Here is a 17,070-nt window from a genome sequence, read left to right on the forward strand (position 1 = left end):
AATTCCGTGATTAGTGACGATATTTTTTGTAAACTTGCGCGGAGAATTTTTATGAACGCCGATTTGGTTACCAAACGAAACATCAAAGGCTTGACACTTGATCAATTGACGGCATTAATGTTGGAAATCGGCGAAAAGCCATTTCATGCACGGCAAATTTATCAATGGATGTATCAAAAAGGCGTCCGCGATTTTCAGGAGATGACAAATCTGTCTAATGATTTGAGAAACCTTCTTTCTGAATCGTTTTCACTGAACGCAGTAACGCTCAAGGCGAAGGAATCGTCTCGGATTGATGAAACGGTGAAATATCTGTTCGCGATGGAAGATGGATTATTCGTGGAATCGGTGTACATGGTAGAAGAAAAACGCGTAACGGTCTGTCTTTCGACGATGATTGGCTGTCCGATCGGCTGTTCTTATTGCGCGACGGCTCTGATGGGTTTTTCCCGGAATCTGACCGCCGGTGAAATCGTCGATCAACTGACGCTAATCAATTCTCTTGGGAAAAAGCCGGTCACCAATGTCGTCTTCATGGGAATGGGCGAGCCGTTTTTGAATTATGAGAACGTTATCTCCGCCGCGAATATCTTGAACAGCGAATTAGGTCCGGCAATTGCCGCTAAGAAGATTACGATATCGACCTGTGGGATCGTCCCGGCAATTTATCGGTTTGCCGACGATGGACATCGCTTCAAACTGGCGGTTTCTCTCAGTGCCGCAGACGATTCAAAGCGAAACAAACTGATTCCGATTAATCGGAAATACCCGTTGAAAGAATTAATGAAAGCGATTGAATATTACACGCGCAAGTCGAAACGCCGAGTTACATTCGAATATATTTTGATCAAAGGTTTTAACGATTCGCCGGAAGATGCACACCGGATCATTTCACTACTGGGTTCGCTTCCTTGTAAATTGAACCTGATTCCCTATAATCCCAACGAGTATATTGGATATAAACCGCCCGATGAAAGCGTTGTGGATCGTTTTATTCAGGAAGTCTATCAGTCGCCGTTTACCGTGACCGTTAGGCGCAGTAAAGGATCGGATATTTCTGCCGCCTGTGGCCAGTTGTATGTCCGGGAACAGAAATCGAACGGATAAAATTTACTTCTCCAGACCCTTTAGCGATTTTATGTAGGATACGTACGAACGGGGAAGTGACCAATAGTCCGCTTGTTCAACGATATCGTTAATACATGAAACCCGATAGATCGGAGTGCCGGTTTCATTTGGCAGGCAGATGAATGCATCGACATCTCGGTTACCTTCGATCCAAACCGGCAATTTTACTTTGGAATGTTTCCCAAACTTTCTGGTTTCTTTTTCATCCAAAAGTGCTATATCGCGCACCGAAAGACACCAAACGATTCCCCAAACCGAATGTTGGCAGTCCATGATGACGACCGGCTGGCCTTTTTCATTGAAATCCAACCGATACTCCCTTAATTCTGCCACGCCTTCGAACTCTGCCCCGGGACAAATAGATCGGATCAATTCCTCATTCATATTGTCCGCGTAAGCGAAATACAAACGGTCACGCTCCATATCACGACTCCTACCTGCATTAGACCTTTATCGCCATGTCAAATTTCACCCGAAATTTTTGCAAATATTCAGGCAAATGCAAGGTGAATGTTTAGCGAAATTGAAAAGTCTATTCTTGTTCGATGGGGAGTTCGGATGGATGTTTCCAATTTGAATAAATGTGATGACCGAAAAGATAACACAAATAACCCGATACAATTCCTGCCAGCGCGTCAATCGCATAATGGTAACTGCAATAAACGGTCGCGATAATAATTCCGACTGTCACCGGTATGGTCAGCCAAAGACTTTTTCGATTGAATTTTGCGGTGAATATCGTAATGATAACCATCGTGCTGACATGCGTGCTGGGAAAAGCGCCGCCGCCCTGTTGTCCGCTGGTCTGATAAATAAAATCCATCAATGGAATAAAAAGGGAGCCTTTTTCAAACAATTGAGAGTGGAGGTCGATAGGACCGTCAGAGGGAAAGAGCATGAAGAAAATGTAATGCAGATAAGCCATCGTTGCAATCGTGAAAAACATTTCAAAAATCAGCGGATTTCGCCTAAGCATCATCATCAATCCGGACGCGAACAACATGAAATAGTAGGAAAAATAAAAAGCGTGCATTATTTCATTGAGAAGCGAACTGTTCGCTAAAGGTGCCAATTTGGTGTTGAGCGCAACGCTGAATACCGCCTTGTCCCATTTTTGCAACAACGGATCGAACGTTTGCGAAAACACAAGATTATCAAACACAGTGCTTTGGGTATAAAAAAGCGCCAGCGTCAGGATTGGTATCCAGACGTGAATCCAGTAAATCTGAGATTGATAATCGCGCCGCTCAAAATAGATGCAAACGGATAAAATCACCAAAACACCGAAATCAAGAGTTAAAAAAGATGCCCCTTCTCCGCTCCGACTACCGAAAAAGAGAGCGATCAGTGTGAGGTAAGCGCCATAAATAAGGACAAGATAATCGGTCGGGAAAATTCGGGCTCTAACATGCTCGAAAAAAGATGCTTTATCGTCTATTTCTAAATCCATTTGTTCTCTTTGTACCACGCGATGCTTTTTTCGAGACCGTCGCGCAATCCAACTTCGGGTTTGAAATTCAGAAGCCGCCTGGCTTTTTCGGATGTACAGACCCAGTATTCCTGAGTCATCTCCCGGTATTTATCCGAATTAAAAATGCTGAGTTTTCCGACGATCCGCGAAAAAAAGCTGGAAATGACGGACATTAACCACACGATCGATTTGGGAAAATAAAGAGTGATCGTCCATTCGCCGAGGATTTTAGCGGAAGTTTCAATTACCTCGCTTTGTGAATACCCTTCGTCATTAGAGTCGGCGGCATAAAATATTTCTCCCGAAGCGAGCGGATTGTTCATCAAAAGAATCAGGAGACGAACCAGATCGTCCACATAAATCATACTGAAATAATTTTTCCTCAGTCCAATTCGTGGGCTGATGTGTTTTTGCGCCAGTTCATAAAACCACAATGTTTCGCGATCGCCCGGGCCGTAAACGATCGCTGGACGGATGATCGTGACGTGAATATTCTCTTTTTGTTTTAATACTGCGATCTCAGCGGCTAATTTGCTATTGCCGTATGCCGAGACCGGGAACACCGGTTCGTCTTCATGTTTGGGCTTGAGTGCGTCAGATGCGCCACCGGCGGACAATGAACTGATATAGATCAGCCGAACGTCTTTCTTTCCGTAGTCCAAAATGGCGTTTAACAGATTTTCAGTTCCGTAAAAATTGATCTGGAGAAATTCAAACGCGTTTTGTGCTTTGACGGCGCCGGCCAGATGAAAAATGATATCAATGTCATCAACGGCTTTATTCAGCGAATCCTTATCCTGAAGATCGCCAATAACCCATTCCACTTTATCGGCAAATTCTTCCGGGCGGACACTTTCGTTCCGCGCCATACAGCGAATATTTTGGTTTTCAGCCAGAAGCCGATTAACGAGGTGTTTTCCAATAAAACCGGTCGCGCCGGTGACAAGACATTTCATTTTTTCCTCAAACTAAGATAAAAAAACCGGCAGAATTTAAAGTATTTATCAAACAATTCACGGAAATAATCCGGGCGACTCTCTCAAGCGATCGGCTTTTCATAAAGACGATAAGTTTTGTCGATTTTTGTGCCGTAGATTTTTTCCAGAGCGCGGCGCATCGGCGCATTATTTTCCAGAATCCACGACATCTCGCCACAATTAAATCCGTGTTTCAAGCCATTATGAAATGTCTTGTAATAAAACAGGATGTCGATTCCTTTGTGACGGTGTTCCTTCATAACGCCCATAATGATAACGCGCGCCTTGTTGATCCGGCGGCTGTGCCAAAGCAATTTAAAAATTCCGAATGGGAAAAGCCGTCCATTCAGATGAATCAGCGCTTGATTGATATCGGGAATTGTGAGCGATACACCAACCGGTTCGCCCTTGATCTCGGCGATAAAAACCATATCAGGCACGACGATCTGTTTGAGAGAATTTTTCAGATGTTCGACTTCTTTGTCGGTAAACGGAACCGCGCTCCAATTTTCAGACCAAGCGGCGTTATAGACTTTTTTAATTTTTTCGACTTCTTCGTCCAGTTTTTTCATATCGATATTCCGAACGGTAAAGTCAGCATTTTTTCGAATATCCGCGACGGCGGTCACCAATCTCTCTGGTATCTTTTCGGCACCTTCAATTGCATAGGCGTACATATCGATGACTTTTTTAAATCCCGCCGCTTCGATCAATTTTGGATAATAAGGCGGATTGTAGGTCATCATCAAAACCGGCGGCTTGTCATAGGCGTCCATCAGCAATCCGCACTCTTCGTTCTGCGAATAATTTTCCGGTCCGCGAATGCGTTTCAAACCATGATATTTCAGCCAATCTTCTGCCGCCGCAAAAAGCGCATTGGCGACGCTTTGATCGTCAATGGATTCGAAAAATCCGAAAAATCCGGTATCGTCGTGGTATATTTTCAAATGATTGTTGTTTCGGATAGCCGCGATACGACCGACAATGCGCCGGGTTTGATACGCCAGAAAGAATTCCGCTTCCGAATGCTCGAAGAAAGGGAATTTTGTTCGATCAAACATTGCTTTCTGTTCGGAAATCAACGGTGGAACCCATGAGGCATTTCCGCGATAAATTTTCCACGGGAATCGGATGAACCGTTGCATTTCTCTCTTCGACCTTACCGGAATGATACGTGTTTCCATTCAACCTCCATTTTGAAGAAATTTATAAAAATCAGTCGAAAACCGATAAGAATTTTTTATCGGTGCTGATTGACAATAATTTTCAGTTTGGGCGTCTATCAGAATAAATTTAAATTTCGCCGCGTTGAATTGGAAATTGAATTTGGAGTAATATTATGCAGATCGGAATTGCTGGACTTCCGTATTCCGGGAAGAGCGCGCTCTTTTCCACATTGCTTTGCCATAAATCGGCGGACGATTCTTTCAAGGGGAAAATCGAATCAGAGCGCGGCGTCGTCAAAGTTCCCGATGAACGGTTGGAGCGATTAGCGGCAGTGTTCAATCCGAAAAGTAAGGTCAATTCGACCGTCGAATACCTGAAAGTCCCCGGTCTGGAAAGCGATCAAAAGAGTTCTCACGGATTGCCGCCGCAGTTTCTGGCAAACATGAAAACTGTCGATGCTATTTTACTTGTCGTTCGCTCGTTTGAGAATGAAATGTTTCCACACCCGTTCAACCGCATCGATCCCAAATCTGACATCGCGTTTGCAAATTCGGAGTTTCTTTTAGCGGATTTGACGATTATCGAAACGCGTGTCGAGCGGCTTGAGAAGCAACTCCGGAAAATTCAAAACGAGGCGGATAAAAAAGAACTCGACCTGTTGATCAAATGTCGTTCGTGGCTTGAATCGGAAAAGCCGCTGAGGGAATTTGTCGTCAATCCTGAAGAGGAAAAAATCCTGCGCGGATTCCAGTTTTTAACCGCAAAACCAATTCTCTACGTAATCAATATCGGTGAAAGTCAGATTCCTGAGACAGAATTGATCATTCATCAATTTGACGATTTGAAATCAGAAAACGCGACCGTCACAGCGCTATGTGCGTCGATTGAAAAGGAAATCGCCGAACTTGAACCGGAAGATCAGGCGGCTTTTTTGAAGGATATGGGCATTCGGGAACCAGCGCTGTTCAATTTAATTTATCGTTCTTACGAATTGCTGGGATTGATCTCATTTTTCACCGTCGGTGAGGACGAGTGTCGGGCGTGGACGATTCGGCGCGGATCAAACGCGCAGAAAGCCGCGGGCGCGATTCATACCGACCTCGAACGCGGATTCATCCGGGCGGAAGTCGTCGCCTATGAAGATATGATCGCCAACGGCAATTATGCCGCCTGCCGCGCCAAAGGATTGGTTCGCCTCGAAGGGAAAGAGTATGTTGTGAAAGACGGCGACATTCTGGAAATTCGGTTTAATATCTGATTTCATTTTTGCACTCGTTCTCCAATTGAACCAAAACGAGAGAATCATCAGGAAGATGATGATCAGCGAGACGACAACCTTTTTCTTACCGTTTAGAGTCAAATTTTCAGCCTTTCCGATTCAATGCAACAGAGTTTAACACCGAGAGGAGAAAAAGATTGTGCGCGGTTCCACTTTCGAGATTCTGATTGTCCGCCGCTTGCCTGCGGTCACATCTTTTATTGTTTCTGTCGATAAACCCGCTTATTTTAGGACATGAAAATCCTGATAATTCACGGAACCAACCTGCCGCTGATCGGAAAAATCTCGGCGAAGAACGGCACGCGGTTGACGCTTGATAAAATCAATACCGGATTACGCCGAAAAGCAAAAGAACTTGGCGTCGAGATCAAAATCTTTCAATTCGCCGACGAAGCGCGAATCGTAAAAACCATTAGCCGATCCCGAAATGAAATCCAGGGCGTTCTGGTCGATCCGTGCGCGCTGGCGCGAACCTGTTTTTTACTTCGGGAATTGCTGGCGATCGTCCGAATTCCGACCGTTGAAATTTGTCCGGAAGAGATGCCATATTCACGCGAGAGTTTCGATAATTCGGTTTTGAAAGATGCCGTTCAGGCAAGATTGATCGGTCCGGCGATTTCGGTTTATTCCGAGGGATTGGAAACATTATTCCGGATCATCGGTTCCCAGCATTAAACGCATCGTCAAAAGGAGGCAAAACATGAATAAGTCGTCTGCATTTTTTCTTCTTGTCTTTTTATTCGTTTTTCCGGCGGTTTTAACGCCTTTTACTGGCGAAGTTGTTACATCATTTGCAACGCCTGCCGGTTGCCCTACCGGCCTGGAATTCGACGGGAAAAATCTCTGGTTGGCGGATCGTAAAACCGATACGCTGTATTGTATCAATCCCGATCATGGAAAAGTCATTCAGAAAATCGCCTCACCCGGCTACTGGCCGATGGGTCTGGCGTGGGATGGCAAGGCGCTCTGGTGTTCGGATAATCACGACGGAAAAATCTATCAGATCAGTCCCAAAGACGGAACGATTCATCGAACCGTCGATGCGCCGGGAGGCTCTCCGCGTGACATTGCTTGGGATGGGAAATATCTCTGGTGTGTTGACGATGGCTTGGACGAAATCATCCAATTCGATCCCGAAGACGGCACGACGATCAAGTCGTTGAAATCTCCAGCGGGAGAACCGCGCGGACTGGCTTTCGATGGGAAATATTTATGGGTCTCCGATCGAGTCAAAGACGAAATTTATATGGTCGATCCGGCAAGCGGTTCGGTTGTACTCATCGCCGACGCGCCCGGCCCATACACAAAAGGACTTGCGTTCGACGGCAAGTGGCTTTGGGCTGTGGATTACCAGAACGATAAAATCTACAAGTTAAAAATCCGTGACGGTGAGAAGTTCAAATTAGCGGATGCCCGCAAGGCAAAAGTCACTTTTACGCATCAGGTCAGAAATTTCGGTCCGGGAAATATAAGATCGCTCGACGTTCACATTGCGATTCCCGAAAAACGCGATAATCAGACGCTGAATACAGAGTTGATGTTCAATCTGAAGCCGATGGACTTTGTCACCGATCGCTGGGGACAAAAAACGGCGCATTTCGTTTATAAAAACATCAAGCCGGGAAAACCGATTGAAACCGTGATGACCGCTGATGCGACTGTTTACAAAATCCGTTATTTTCTGTATCCTGAACTTGCCGGAAGTCTCGATGAAATCCCGTCGGATATTTCCGAAAAATATCTCGAAAATAACGAAAAATATCAGTTCGATCATCCGACTATCCAAAACGCCGCTCGAGAAGCAGTCGGTGAAGAGAAGAACACTTACTGGATTGCGCGCCGGATTTTCGACTACATCAACCAAAAAATGTTTTACGAGCGCGTCGGTGGATGGAATACGGCACCGACCGTTTTGGCGCGCGGGAACGGTTCCTGTTCGGAATATACGTTTGTTTACATTGCGATGTGCCGGGCGGCGGGACTTCCGGCGCGGTATGTTGGCTCAGCCGTCGTGCGAGGCGATGATGCCAGCATGGACGACGTTTTCCATCGGTGGGCTGAAGTGTATTTCCCCGGATATGGCTGGATTCCGGTTGATCCGAGCGGTGGCGACAATGAACTTCCACGAGATCAGGCGGTATATTTCGGCGCGCTGGCGAACCGGTTTTTGATCACGACGCAGAGCGGCGGCGGCTCTGAAACGATGGGCTGGACATACAATTCAAACGAGTTTTGGTCAACTGAACCGCAGACGAAGGTCGTCATCGAAACCATCGCAGAATGGGAGCCGGAAAAGTAGAGAATCGCAGACGGTTTTCAATAACAGAAATATTAACAACGCCTGAACAGCCGGTTTTGGCTATTCAGGCGAACGATAATGAGCGCCGGAAAAAAGTAAGGAGAGCCATTTTTTAATTCAATAACGCATCAGAAAACAAGAGATAAAATCAGGCTTTGACAACCCAGACTTTGACGGTGGCGGTAACTTCCGGATGAAGTTTTACCGGCACATCAAAAACGCCCAATGTTTTAATTGGTTCTTCGAGTAGAATTTGCCGTTTGTCGATTTCGTAACCTTTTTCCTGAAGTTGCTCAGCGATGGACTGCGAAGTGACGGCTCCGAAGAGGCGGTCTTCTTCGCCAACCTGAACGGGAATCGTCAGAGAAAGCGCCTTGAGTTTGTCGGCGAGTTCGTTGACTTTTTTCATTTCACGCTTCTTGGCGGAATCTTTTAAGCGATTGATCTCTTGAAAACGTTTGATATTGACCGGGCTTGCCTTCAGAGCAAATCCTCGTGGAATGAGGTAATTGCGGGCGTAGCCGTCTTTAACGTCACACAGACTACCGGTTTTTCCCAATGTTTCTATATCCTGAAGTAAAATAATACGCATGTAAATCTCCTGTGGGTCGAAGTTTATTTAAACGACTGGGTAACATCGAATGTGTAGGGCAAAAGCGCGATGTTGCGGGCGCGTTTGATCGCCTTCGTCAATTCTCTCTGATGTTTTGCGCAGGTGCCGGTGATGCGGCTGGGAATTATTTTTCCCTGTTCGGTGACGAACCGTCTCAGCATCCGGTAATTTTTATAATCAATTTTTTCCTGAGGATTTTCGCAAAATTTGCAGATTTTTCTTTTGCTGATTAATGTCATAAGTTTCCCTTTCTATTCTATATTTTTATCGCTGACAGCATTGTTCGGATAAGTATCGGGTTAAATTATCTCTTCGGCTGGTTTTAGTGCAATCTCGGATTCCGGTTTCGGAGCCGGCTTTTCTTCCAACTGAACCGTTATGCAGGATAAAATCCCAGCGGTCAAACCCATCCACGCCTCGATCTCATTATTCAGTTTGGAATTTTCTGTCTCGTACTGAACGAGGATATAATTGCCGTAGCGATGTTTTTCAATCGGATAGGCCAGTCTTCTTTTTCCCCAATCTTCCAGATAGAGGACGATGCCGTTTAAGCGGGTGATCTCGGCATTGACGGCTTCGACAATCTGGCTCAGTTTGTCATGCTCATAATTCGGATTGACGATGAATAAATTTTCGTAGTACCTCACTCGTTGAACTCCTTATGTTTAGTTTGGTTATACTTGTTCATGATCCAGTAAATATCATGTTCTGCGTAATCGTTGATCGCGTTGACACTTGTTTCGATTACGTCGTTTACTGATGGCAATTCTTCTTTCTTGAAATTCGTCAGGACGAAATCTTCGGAAGCGAGATTTCCCTGCGGTCCGATTCCGAGTCTGAGCCGTGGAAATTCATCTGTGCCGATCTGATCGATGATAGACTTTATTCCGCGATGACCGCCGGCAGAACCGTTCGTGCGGATGCGTAAAGCGCCCAATGGCAAGTCGATATCGTCATAGACGACAAAAATCTGCGCCGGTTCCGCATCGAAGTATTTCAGCATTTGCTTCACGGCGACTCCGGATGCATTCATGTATGTCATTGGTTTGCACAGCCGAAATGACGTTGATGAAGAGGCGGGATAAACAGAAGATTTCCGAGTATCAGCGAAAACAAAAGAACTCTTGGCTGGAGTGAATTGAATTTGATGTTGATCTGCCAACCGGTCGACAACCATAAATCCGAAATTGTGTCGGTTTCTCGTGTACTTCATGCCGGGATTTCCCAAACCAACGATGATTTTGGGTTGTGTCGTTTGAGTGTCTTCATGCTGACGTTTTTTAAAGAAGAACAATGCATTATTCTTTCTTTTTCTTAGTCTTCTCTTCTTTTTCTTCTTCTTTTTCTTCGCCTTCGGCCGTTTCTTCAACTTCAGCTGGTTTTTCTTCTTCAGCCACGCCAGAGGGTTTCACGACGGAAACGATCGATGCGGAAATAACGTTTTGTATTTCTGCGTTGGGGATTTGAATGTCTTTGACGCCGATTGAATCCCCGAGATTCAAAGCGCTTACGTCAATTGTAACGCCATCCGGAATTTCTGCGGCTTTGCATTTGACTTCAAGTTCCCAAAGATGCTGGGCTAAAATGCCGCCGAATGTTTTTACGCCGATGGCAATCCCAACCAATTTGATCGGAATGGAGACAACGATCTTTTCTTCGAGATTGACGCCCATAAAGTCGGCGTGGATGATCATCTCGCTGATTGGATTGTGCTGAAGATTTCTAACAATGCACGGGTAGGATTTTCTGCCGATCTGCAGATTGATGATGTGCGCTCCGGAATGGAGAGCCGCATTCAAATCTTTCACGTCGATACAGAGCGGAATCGGATTTTCTACGTGATAATAGTACACCGACGGAATTTTTCCGTCGCGACGCAATTTCTTGGTGTCGCGTTTCGTCAGTGCGGTTCTGGCTTCTGCTGATAACTTGTACTCAAGCATTCATATACTCCTTATGATTAAAATTCAAACAGTGAACTGATGGATTCTTCGTTATGGATTCGTTTGATGGCTTCCGCAAACATCGGCGCGGCAGTTAGAATCTCCAGTTTCTCAAATTGTCTTTCTGGTGGGATGGCAATAGAATTTGTGACGATAACTTTATCGATCGGCGATTCTATGATCAGCCGGACGCAATTGCCGGAAAAAAGTCCATGCGTGGCGACGACGATGATAGATTCAGCGCCGTTATTTTTAAGCAAACGCGCGGCCTGCGAAATAGTGCCGCCGGTGTCGATCATATCGTCGATAATGAGCGCATTTCTTATTTGAGATTCGCCGATGATATTCATTATCTCCGCTTTATTCGGACTGGGACGACGTTTGTCAATGATGATGAGCGGAGCTCCTAGGATTTTTGCGTAAGAACGCGCGAACTTGATACCGCCGACATCCGGAGCAATGATAGAAAAATCGCCCGACTTTACTATTTCTTTGATCTTATCAGCAAAAATCGACTTCGCATACAGATGGTCGAACGGAATGTTGACGAATCCCTGAATCTGCGTCGAATGTAAATCCATCGCCACGATGCGATTAGCGCCAGCAGAGACGATGGTGTCCAAGATCAAGCGGGATGAAATGGGAACGCGCGGCTGGTCTTTTCTATCCTGACGCGCATAGCCGTAATAGGGAATGACCGCCGTGATGCGTCGGGCAGAAGCGCGCCGGGCGGCGTCGATGATCAATAAAAGCTCAAGCAAATTGTCTGCCGGTGGATTCGTGGACTGTACGATGAAGACGTCTTCGCCGCGGATGTTCTCTTCAAAGCGAAGTCGGATTTCTCCGTCGCTGAAATTGGAAATGGAAATCTGTCCGGGCGTCGTTTTGAGAAATGTGTTGATCTCGGACGTTAGCGCCGGGTTTGATCTGCCGGAAAAGATTCTTGCATTAAATTTCATAGTTATCGCTTCTACTTAAAATGGTTCAAAAACCTGCTCGGGGACCAGGATTCGAACCTAGATTCACGGCTCCAAAGGCCGCTGTCCTGCCGTTGGACGATCCCCGAATGTCTCATGGCGTTTTTCTGTTAAAATTTGGGAAGAGTTAGAAAGGTTGGATAATTCTGGAAGCGTTTCTGCGCCGTCGCGGCTTCCGTTTCGTTGCGAAAAATTCCAAACACAGTCGAGCCGCTTCCCGACAGACCGGCGTATAAAACTGGTTCGCGCTTCATTTCCTCGCGTATCGCGCCGATCTCTGGATATGATGGAAAAACTACCGATTCAAATTGATTTTCAAACAGCGTCCAAAAAACTCTCTTTTCATCAAAAAGAGAATCAAATTTATATTCCTTTTTGCAATTAACCAAGTCGAATTCTCTGTATGCCCAAGCAGTTGAGATGGAAATCGGCGGACAAACGAGTAAGATGACAAATGATTCCGGCAGTTTCACCGGTGTCAAAATCTCTCCGACACCGTTGGCGATCTGCGCCTTTCCGCGTAGATAGAATGGAACATCGCTTCCCAGACCGACGGCGATCTGTACGAGTGTCGAATCCGGCAGATTCGCCTCCCAATTTTGATTGAGAAATTTAAGAACCGTCGCCGCGTTAGAACTTCCGCCGCCGAGTCCCGCTCCTGTTGGAATATTTTTAATGAGATGTATATGCCATTCACTGCTGACTTTTGCGACAGGGCGCATCGCCTCGTAGGCTTTAAAACAAAGATTGGTCGAATCTGTCGGCAGTTTCGGATCAGAACAGGTTAGTTGAAATTGGTCGGTAGGGCTAAAATGTAATTCGTCGTGCAGATCGATTTCCTGGAAAAGCGAACTGATCGTATGGTAGCCGTTCGGCAATACGCCGGTGATCCGCAAGGTCAGATTGACTTTGGCGTTGGATTTAATTACGATCGATTTGTCGTTTAGCATATTCGAGAGCTGATTGCAAACGGCGGACGCAAATTTCACGGCTGAGGATATGGGTAATGACGTGAATTTCCGGGCCGTGAGTTTCGCCGGTCAGCGCCGCGCGAATTGTCATCCAGAGCGGTTTTCCCTTGATGCCGGTCGTTTTCTGGACGGTTTTAGTTGCCGCGACGAAGGAATCAGCGTCGAAATTCTGAATCACTTCTATTTGAGAAATGAGAGATTGGAGAATTGTTACCGCTTCCGGCTTGGCAAGATATTCCTGAATATCAGGGAAGTCGTAATTTAGAGGATCGGTGAAGAATAACCGCGTCTTCTCTGGTATTTCTGAAAATGTCGTCAAACTTTCCTGAATTGCCTTTAAAATAGAAATCGTTTGGTTATCGTCCCAGCCGTTTCGGTCAGGTAAAAAGTCGAATGATAACTGAAATAGTTTTTCGGGCGACAATTTTCGGATATAATGTCCGTTCATCCAGTCAAGTTTTTCCACGTTGAAAATGGCGCCGCTCTTTCCGATTCTTTCCAGCGAAAACTCGCGGATTAGTTCGTCCATCGAAAAGATTTCCTGATCGGTGCCGGGGTTCCAGCCGAGCAGAGCCAGAAAATTGATCAGCGCTTCGGGCAAGTAACCTTTTCTTCGATAATCTTCAGCGGCGACGTCGCCCTGACGCTTCGACAATTTGCTTTTATTGGGATTTAATAACAACGAAAGATGCGCGAACTGCGGCGAATCCCAGCCGAAATAATTGTAAAGCAATTGGTGTTTCGGCGTGCTGGGCAACCACTCTTCGCCACGAATAACGTGCGATATTTGCATCAGGTGGTCATCCACGACGTTTGCTAAATGATATGTCGGGAAACCGTCCGATTTCATCAACACCTGATCGTCCAACTGATCGGCGGGAAATGACACGTCGCCGCGAATCAGATCGTGGACTTCGACGATTCCGGTTTCCGGCGTTTTCATACGAATTACATACGGTTCGTTGTTTGCAAGACGCTGACGGACTTCAGAATCTGAAAGGTTGCGGCAATGATTGTCATAGCGAGGCTGTTTGTGTTCGGCGATTTGCTGTTTGCGTAGGGCATCCAAGCGAGCGGTCGAACAGAAACAGTGATAGGCATGACCTTTTTCGATCAGCGATTGAACGTGTTGGCGATAAAATTCCAGACGCTGAGATTGAATGTATGGACCTAAATCGCCGCCGAACTCCGGTCCTTCGTCCGGAATCACCTTTGCCCATTTAAGAGTCTCGATGAGGTTTTCGACAGCGCCCGGAACTCGTCGGTTTTGGTCAGTATCTTCAATTCTCAGGATAAACCGACCCGCTTGGCTTTTGGCGAAAAGATAATTGTACAGAGCTGTCCGTAAGCCACCGACATGGAGAAAACCGGTCGGACTGGGTGCGAATCGGGTTCTAATCAATTTCTGTGGTCTCCTTTGAATTTTTTTTCTTTCTTATTCGATAAACGATGAATAGTATGAGTAGAATAATCAGCGCAATGTTGAGAATCGTGCTATATTCCCGCAAGAACACCTTGATTTCTTCCCAATTATCGCCGAGTATAATCGCGAGTCCATATATAAGCCCGTTCCAGATAAGGATTCCGCACAATGTTAACAGAATCGCTTTGACAAGACGAATTTTGGTAAAACCGGCGATCATAGCAATCATAAGCCGGGTGCCCGGAATGAGTCGGCTTATTATCAGCACCCAATTTCCAAATTTGTGAAAGTAATGATCGGTTCTTTTAATGCGCCTGGATGGGAAAAAAGAAAATTGTCGTCGTTCAAAAAAGTCTCTTCCCCAATGATGACTGATAAGATAAATGACGATAAAACCGCTGATGCTGCCAGTGACAGTAATGAGATAAGCCGCGAGCGGATTTAGCGCGTTATTTCCGGCAAGATAGGCGGAAAAGATCAAAATCGCGTCGCCAGGCAGAATCGGAAGCGTGTTTTCCATAAAAATTAAAATAAAAAGAATGAGGTAAGTGTACCAGAAAGATTGGTTTGCGATGAATTGAAGGACGTTTTCCATTATAGATAAATCAATGCGGTTGCTAACGCCGCGATTCCTTCTTCTCTGCCGGTGAACCCCATTTTCTCGGTAGTCGTTGCTTTAATCGAGACGTTTTCTTCGGGAATTTCGAGAACGGCGGCGAGAGTATTCCGCATTTCGTGGACGTATGGCCGGATTTTAGGCTGTTCGGCGATGATCGTTGCATCGATATTGCCAATCTGTATCTGGTGTGTTTTTAACAGTAAAACCACATTTTGAAGCAGTGAAATGCTGGAGATGTTTTTGTAGGCGGCGTCCGAATCGGGGAAGTGAGTCCCGATGTCGTCGAATCCGGCGGCTCCAAGCAACGCGTCGATGATTGCGTGAACGAGAACATCAGCATCCGAATGACCTTTTAAGCCGCGGTCGTAAGGAATCGTCAATCCGCCGAGAACCAAGGGTCGACCTTCAACAAAAGGATGCGCATCGAATCCGCTCCCAATTTTAAATTTCATACCGTTCATATTGACCGCCATTCAAGGATGGATTTTGCGATATTTAAGTCGTATTGGCAAGTGATTTTTATGTTTTCTGGATGTCCGTTCAAAACGGAAATTTTTCCGCCAATTTTCTCGACAAGCGAGGCTTCATCTGTGCCGGTAAATCCGTTAGCAAAAGCGGTTTCAAATGCGCGCAAAAGGATCGATTTTCGGAAAGTTTGCGGTGTTTGCGCCTGCCAGATATTTGAACGGTCGATTGTCCGAATGATCGTAGCGTCTTTGACTTCCTTTAATGTATCGACGGTAGGAATCGCCAAAATCGAACCGTCAAAAGAATCGCACATCAGAATGGTTTCGTTAATTTCTTTGAGAGTGACAAAGGGTCGGACGCCATCATGGACGATGATGATTTCTACGGATTCTGAAGTAGCGGAAATCCCATTATAGACGGAATCTTGGCGTCTTTCTCCACCTGGAACGATACGAATCGGTTTGTCAGACTTGTCCGGCAGACAGTTTTTCACCTCCTGACGATTCAGCCAGTCTGGGTGTACGACGACGATGATTTCATTTACAAATGTCGCGGTAAGAAACGGTTGTAATGTATGAAAGAGAACCGGACGGTCGTTCAGCAGCAGAAATTGCTTGGGAAGCGATGCGTTCATTCGCGCACCGGTCCCGGCGGCAACGATAACGGCGGCGGCTGATCGATTGGTGCTCAATGTTTAGATTAGATGATAATCATGGCGTCGCCATAACTAAAGAAGCGGTATTTTTTCTTCACGGCTTCTTTATAGGCTTTCATGATGAGTGGATGATTGGCAAATGCGCATACCAGCATGAGTAATGTTGACTTAGGTTGGTGGAAGTTGCTGATTAACACATCAATCATTTTAAAATCGTATGGCGGATGGATGAACTTATCCGTCCAGCCGCGTCGAGGACTGATTTGAAAGCCGGAGACGGTTACGGTTTCCAATGTCCTGGCAACTGAAGTGCCGACGCCAATGATTCGTTTGCCTTTGGCTTTTGCCTCGTTAATGGCAATTGCGGTTTCGGCGGAAACCTCAAAATATTCAGAATCCATTCGGTGGCGAGTCAGGTCTTCGACAGTAACGGGTCGAAAAGTTCCCAACCCAATGTGGAGAACGATTGGATAAATTTTCACGCCTTTGTCGCGGATTTTTTGTAGCAATGCTTCGGTAAAATGCAGACCGGCGGTTGGCGCCGCGACGGCTCCGCGTCTCTTGGCGTACACGGTTTGGTATTTGATCTTGTCTTCGTCAGTTGGTTCACGGTCGATATAAGGCGGAAGTGGCGATTGCCCGATTTCATCGATCAGTTTGTAAAGCGTTTCCTGCGGAATTCCGTTAAAACGAACGACTCGCCCGCCGGAAACTGTATTATCGATCACGTCGCATTGTACGCCGTCGGCAATGGTTAGCTTGTTTCCGATTCGGACTTTGCGCGCCGGCTTAACCATCACTTCCCAGAGAGAATTTTCAAGTTCGCGTAGTAGAAAGACTTCGACTTTAGCGTCACTGCGATCTTTAACCGCCCAAAGACGGGCAGGATATACACGGGTTTCGTTGACAACCAACAGATCCCCGGGATTAAAATAATCGACGATATCGTAAAAATGTTTGTGTGTTATCGATTCATCTTTGCGGTTGATGACCATCAGTTTCGAGTGGTCGCGCTCCTTGATTGGGAAGTTCGCTATCAATTCCTTTGGGAAAGAATAGTCGAAATTGGATAGTCTCATA

General features: G+C 45.9%; 20 protein-coding genes and 1 tRNA gene. 4 read left to right on the forward strand and 17 right to left on the reverse strand.

From position 1 onward, the window contains the following. Positions 1-51 precede the first annotated feature (51 nt). A complete protein-coding gene (rlmN, locus tag COT43_01605) occupies positions 52-1,107 on the forward strand; it encodes a 23S rRNA (adenine(2503)-C(2))-methyltransferase RlmN (protein PIS30504.1) in 1,056 nt (351 codons plus the stop codon). Between the two features lie 3 nt (positions 1,108-1,110). On the opposite strand, the gene COT43_01610 is transcribed toward rlmN, so the two are convergent. The 4 genes from COT43_01610 to COT43_01625 form a co-directional block, all read right to left on the reverse strand. Continuing rightward, positions 1,111-1,551, reverse strand: a complete 441-nt coding sequence (locus COT43_01610; GenBank protein PIS30505.1) for a hypothetical protein — start codon at positions 1,549-1,551, stop codon at positions 1,111-1,113. Between the two features lie 109 nt (positions 1,552-1,660). After that, on the reverse strand, positions 1,661-2,578 hold the full coding sequence (locus COT43_01615) for a hypothetical protein (GenBank protein ID PIS30506.1): 918 nt from the start codon (positions 2,576-2,578) through the stop codon (positions 1,661-1,663). Continuing rightward, positions 2,569-3,555 carry a hypothetical protein gene (locus COT43_01620; protein ID PIS30507.1) on the reverse strand — a complete coding sequence of 329 codons (987 nt, stop codon included), beginning with the start codon at positions 3,553-3,555 and terminating at the stop codon, positions 2,569-2,571. Before COT43_01620 ends, COT43_01615 begins: the two co-directional genes overlap by 10 nt. 83 nt (positions 3,556-3,638) lie before the next feature. After that, positions 3,639-4,721, reverse strand: coding sequence for an N-acetyltransferase (locus COT43_01625; GenBank protein ID PIS30508.1), 1,083 nt, complete (start codon positions 4,719-4,721; stop codon positions 3,639-3,641). 194 nt (positions 4,722-4,915) lie between these two features. On the opposite strand from COT43_01625, the gene COT43_01630 reads away from it, so the two are divergent. The 3 genes from COT43_01630 (at position 4,916) to COT43_01640 (ending at position 8,321) form a co-directional block, all read left to right on the forward strand. Then, a complete protein-coding gene (locus COT43_01630) occupies positions 4,916-6,001 on the forward strand; it encodes a redox-regulated ATPase YchF (protein ID PIS30509.1) in 1,086 nt (361 codons plus the stop codon). 255 nt (positions 6,002-6,256) lie between these two features. After that, positions 6,257-6,697 (forward strand): hypothetical protein, encoded by a 441-nt coding sequence (locus COT43_01635; GenBank protein PIS30510.1) that lies wholly within the window; start codon positions 6,257-6,259, stop codon positions 6,695-6,697. Between the two features lie 25 nt (positions 6,698-6,722). Then, complete coding sequence (locus tag COT43_01640) at positions 6,723-8,321, forward strand: transglutaminase (protein PIS30511.1); 1,599 nt, start codon at positions 6,723-6,725, stop codon at positions 8,319-8,321. 148 nt (positions 8,322-8,469) lie between these two features. Here COT43_01640 and COT43_01645 read toward each other — a convergent pair whose 3' ends face one another. From COT43_01645 to COT43_01705, 13 genes are all read right to left on the reverse strand, one after another. Next, the gene (locus COT43_01645; protein ID PIS30512.1) at positions 8,470-8,913 is read right to left on the reverse strand and encodes a 50S ribosomal protein L9; all 444 of its coding nucleotides are present in this window, start codon (positions 8,911-8,913) and stop codon (positions 8,470-8,472) included. 23 nt (positions 8,914-8,936) lie between these two features. Next, positions 8,937-9,173 (reverse strand): 30S ribosomal protein S18, encoded by a 237-nt coding sequence (gene rpsR, locus COT43_01650; protein PIS30513.1) that lies wholly within the window; start codon positions 9,171-9,173, stop codon positions 8,937-8,939. 60 nt (positions 9,174-9,233) lie between these two features. Further along, positions 9,234-9,581, reverse strand: coding sequence for a 30S ribosomal protein S6 (gene rpsF / locus COT43_01655; GenBank protein ID PIS30514.1), 348 nt, complete (start codon positions 9,579-9,581; stop codon positions 9,234-9,236). Then, positions 9,578-10,228, reverse strand: a complete 651-nt coding sequence (locus COT43_01660) for an aminoacyl-tRNA hydrolase (protein ID PIS30515.1) — start codon at positions 10,226-10,228, stop codon at positions 9,578-9,580. The genes rpsF and COT43_01660 overlap by 4 nt, the downstream gene beginning before the upstream one ends. 4 nt (positions 10,229-10,232) lie before the next feature. Beyond that, positions 10,233-10,877 (reverse strand): 50S ribosomal protein L25, encoded by a 645-nt coding sequence (locus tag COT43_01665; GenBank protein ID PIS30516.1) that lies wholly within the window; start codon positions 10,875-10,877, stop codon positions 10,233-10,235. Positions 10,878-10,894: 17 nt separating this feature from the next. After that, complete coding sequence (locus COT43_01670) at positions 10,895-11,836, reverse strand: ribose-phosphate pyrophosphokinase (GenBank protein ID PIS30517.1); 942 nt, start codon at positions 11,834-11,836, stop codon at positions 10,895-10,897. Between the two features lie 36 nt (positions 11,837-11,872). Continuing rightward, positions 11,873-11,943: transfer RNA gene (locus COT43_01675), tRNA-Gln, on the reverse strand. Between the two features lie 21 nt (positions 11,944-11,964). Beyond that, a complete protein-coding gene (gene ispE / locus COT43_01680; protein PIS30518.1) occupies positions 11,965-12,804 on the reverse strand; it encodes a 4-(cytidine 5'-diphospho)-2-C-methyl-D-erythritol kinase in 840 nt (279 codons plus the stop codon). Beyond that, the gene (locus COT43_01685; protein ID PIS30519.1) at positions 12,776-14,227 is read right to left on the reverse strand and encodes a glutamate--tRNA ligase; all 1,452 of its coding nucleotides are present in this window, start codon (positions 14,225-14,227) and stop codon (positions 12,776-12,778) included. Before COT43_01685 ends, ispE begins: the two co-directional genes overlap by 29 nt. After that, entirely contained in the window at positions 14,220-14,843 is a 624-nt protein-coding gene (locus COT43_01690) for a hypothetical protein (protein ID PIS30520.1), read from the reverse strand. Before COT43_01690 ends, COT43_01685 begins: the two co-directional genes overlap by 8 nt. Next, on the reverse strand, positions 14,843-15,319 hold the full coding sequence (locus COT43_01695; protein ID PIS30533.1) for a 2-C-methyl-D-erythritol 2,4-cyclodiphosphate synthase: 477 nt from the start codon (positions 15,317-15,319) through the stop codon (positions 14,843-14,845). The genes COT43_01690 and COT43_01695 overlap by 1 nt, the downstream gene beginning before the upstream one ends. A 5-nt stretch (positions 15,320-15,324) precedes the next feature. Continuing rightward, positions 15,325-16,026, reverse strand: a complete 702-nt coding sequence (gene ispD / locus COT43_01700; GenBank protein ID PIS30521.1) for a 2-C-methyl-D-erythritol 4-phosphate cytidylyltransferase — start codon at positions 16,024-16,026, stop codon at positions 15,325-15,327. Between the two features lie 8 nt (positions 16,027-16,034). Then, positions 16,035-17,069 carry a tRNA preQ1(34) S-adenosylmethionine ribosyltransferase-isomerase QueA gene (locus COT43_01705; protein PIS30522.1) on the reverse strand — a complete coding sequence of 345 codons (1,035 nt, stop codon included), beginning with the start codon at positions 17,067-17,069 and terminating at the stop codon, positions 16,035-16,037. Between the last annotated feature and the right edge of the window lies 1 nt (position 17,070).

This window comes from Candidatus Marinimicrobia bacterium CG08_land_8_20_14_0_20_45_22 (genome assembly GCA_002774355.1).
Classification (GTDB): Bacteria; Fidelibacterota; UBA2242; order UBA2242; family UBA2242; genus 0-14-0-20-45-22.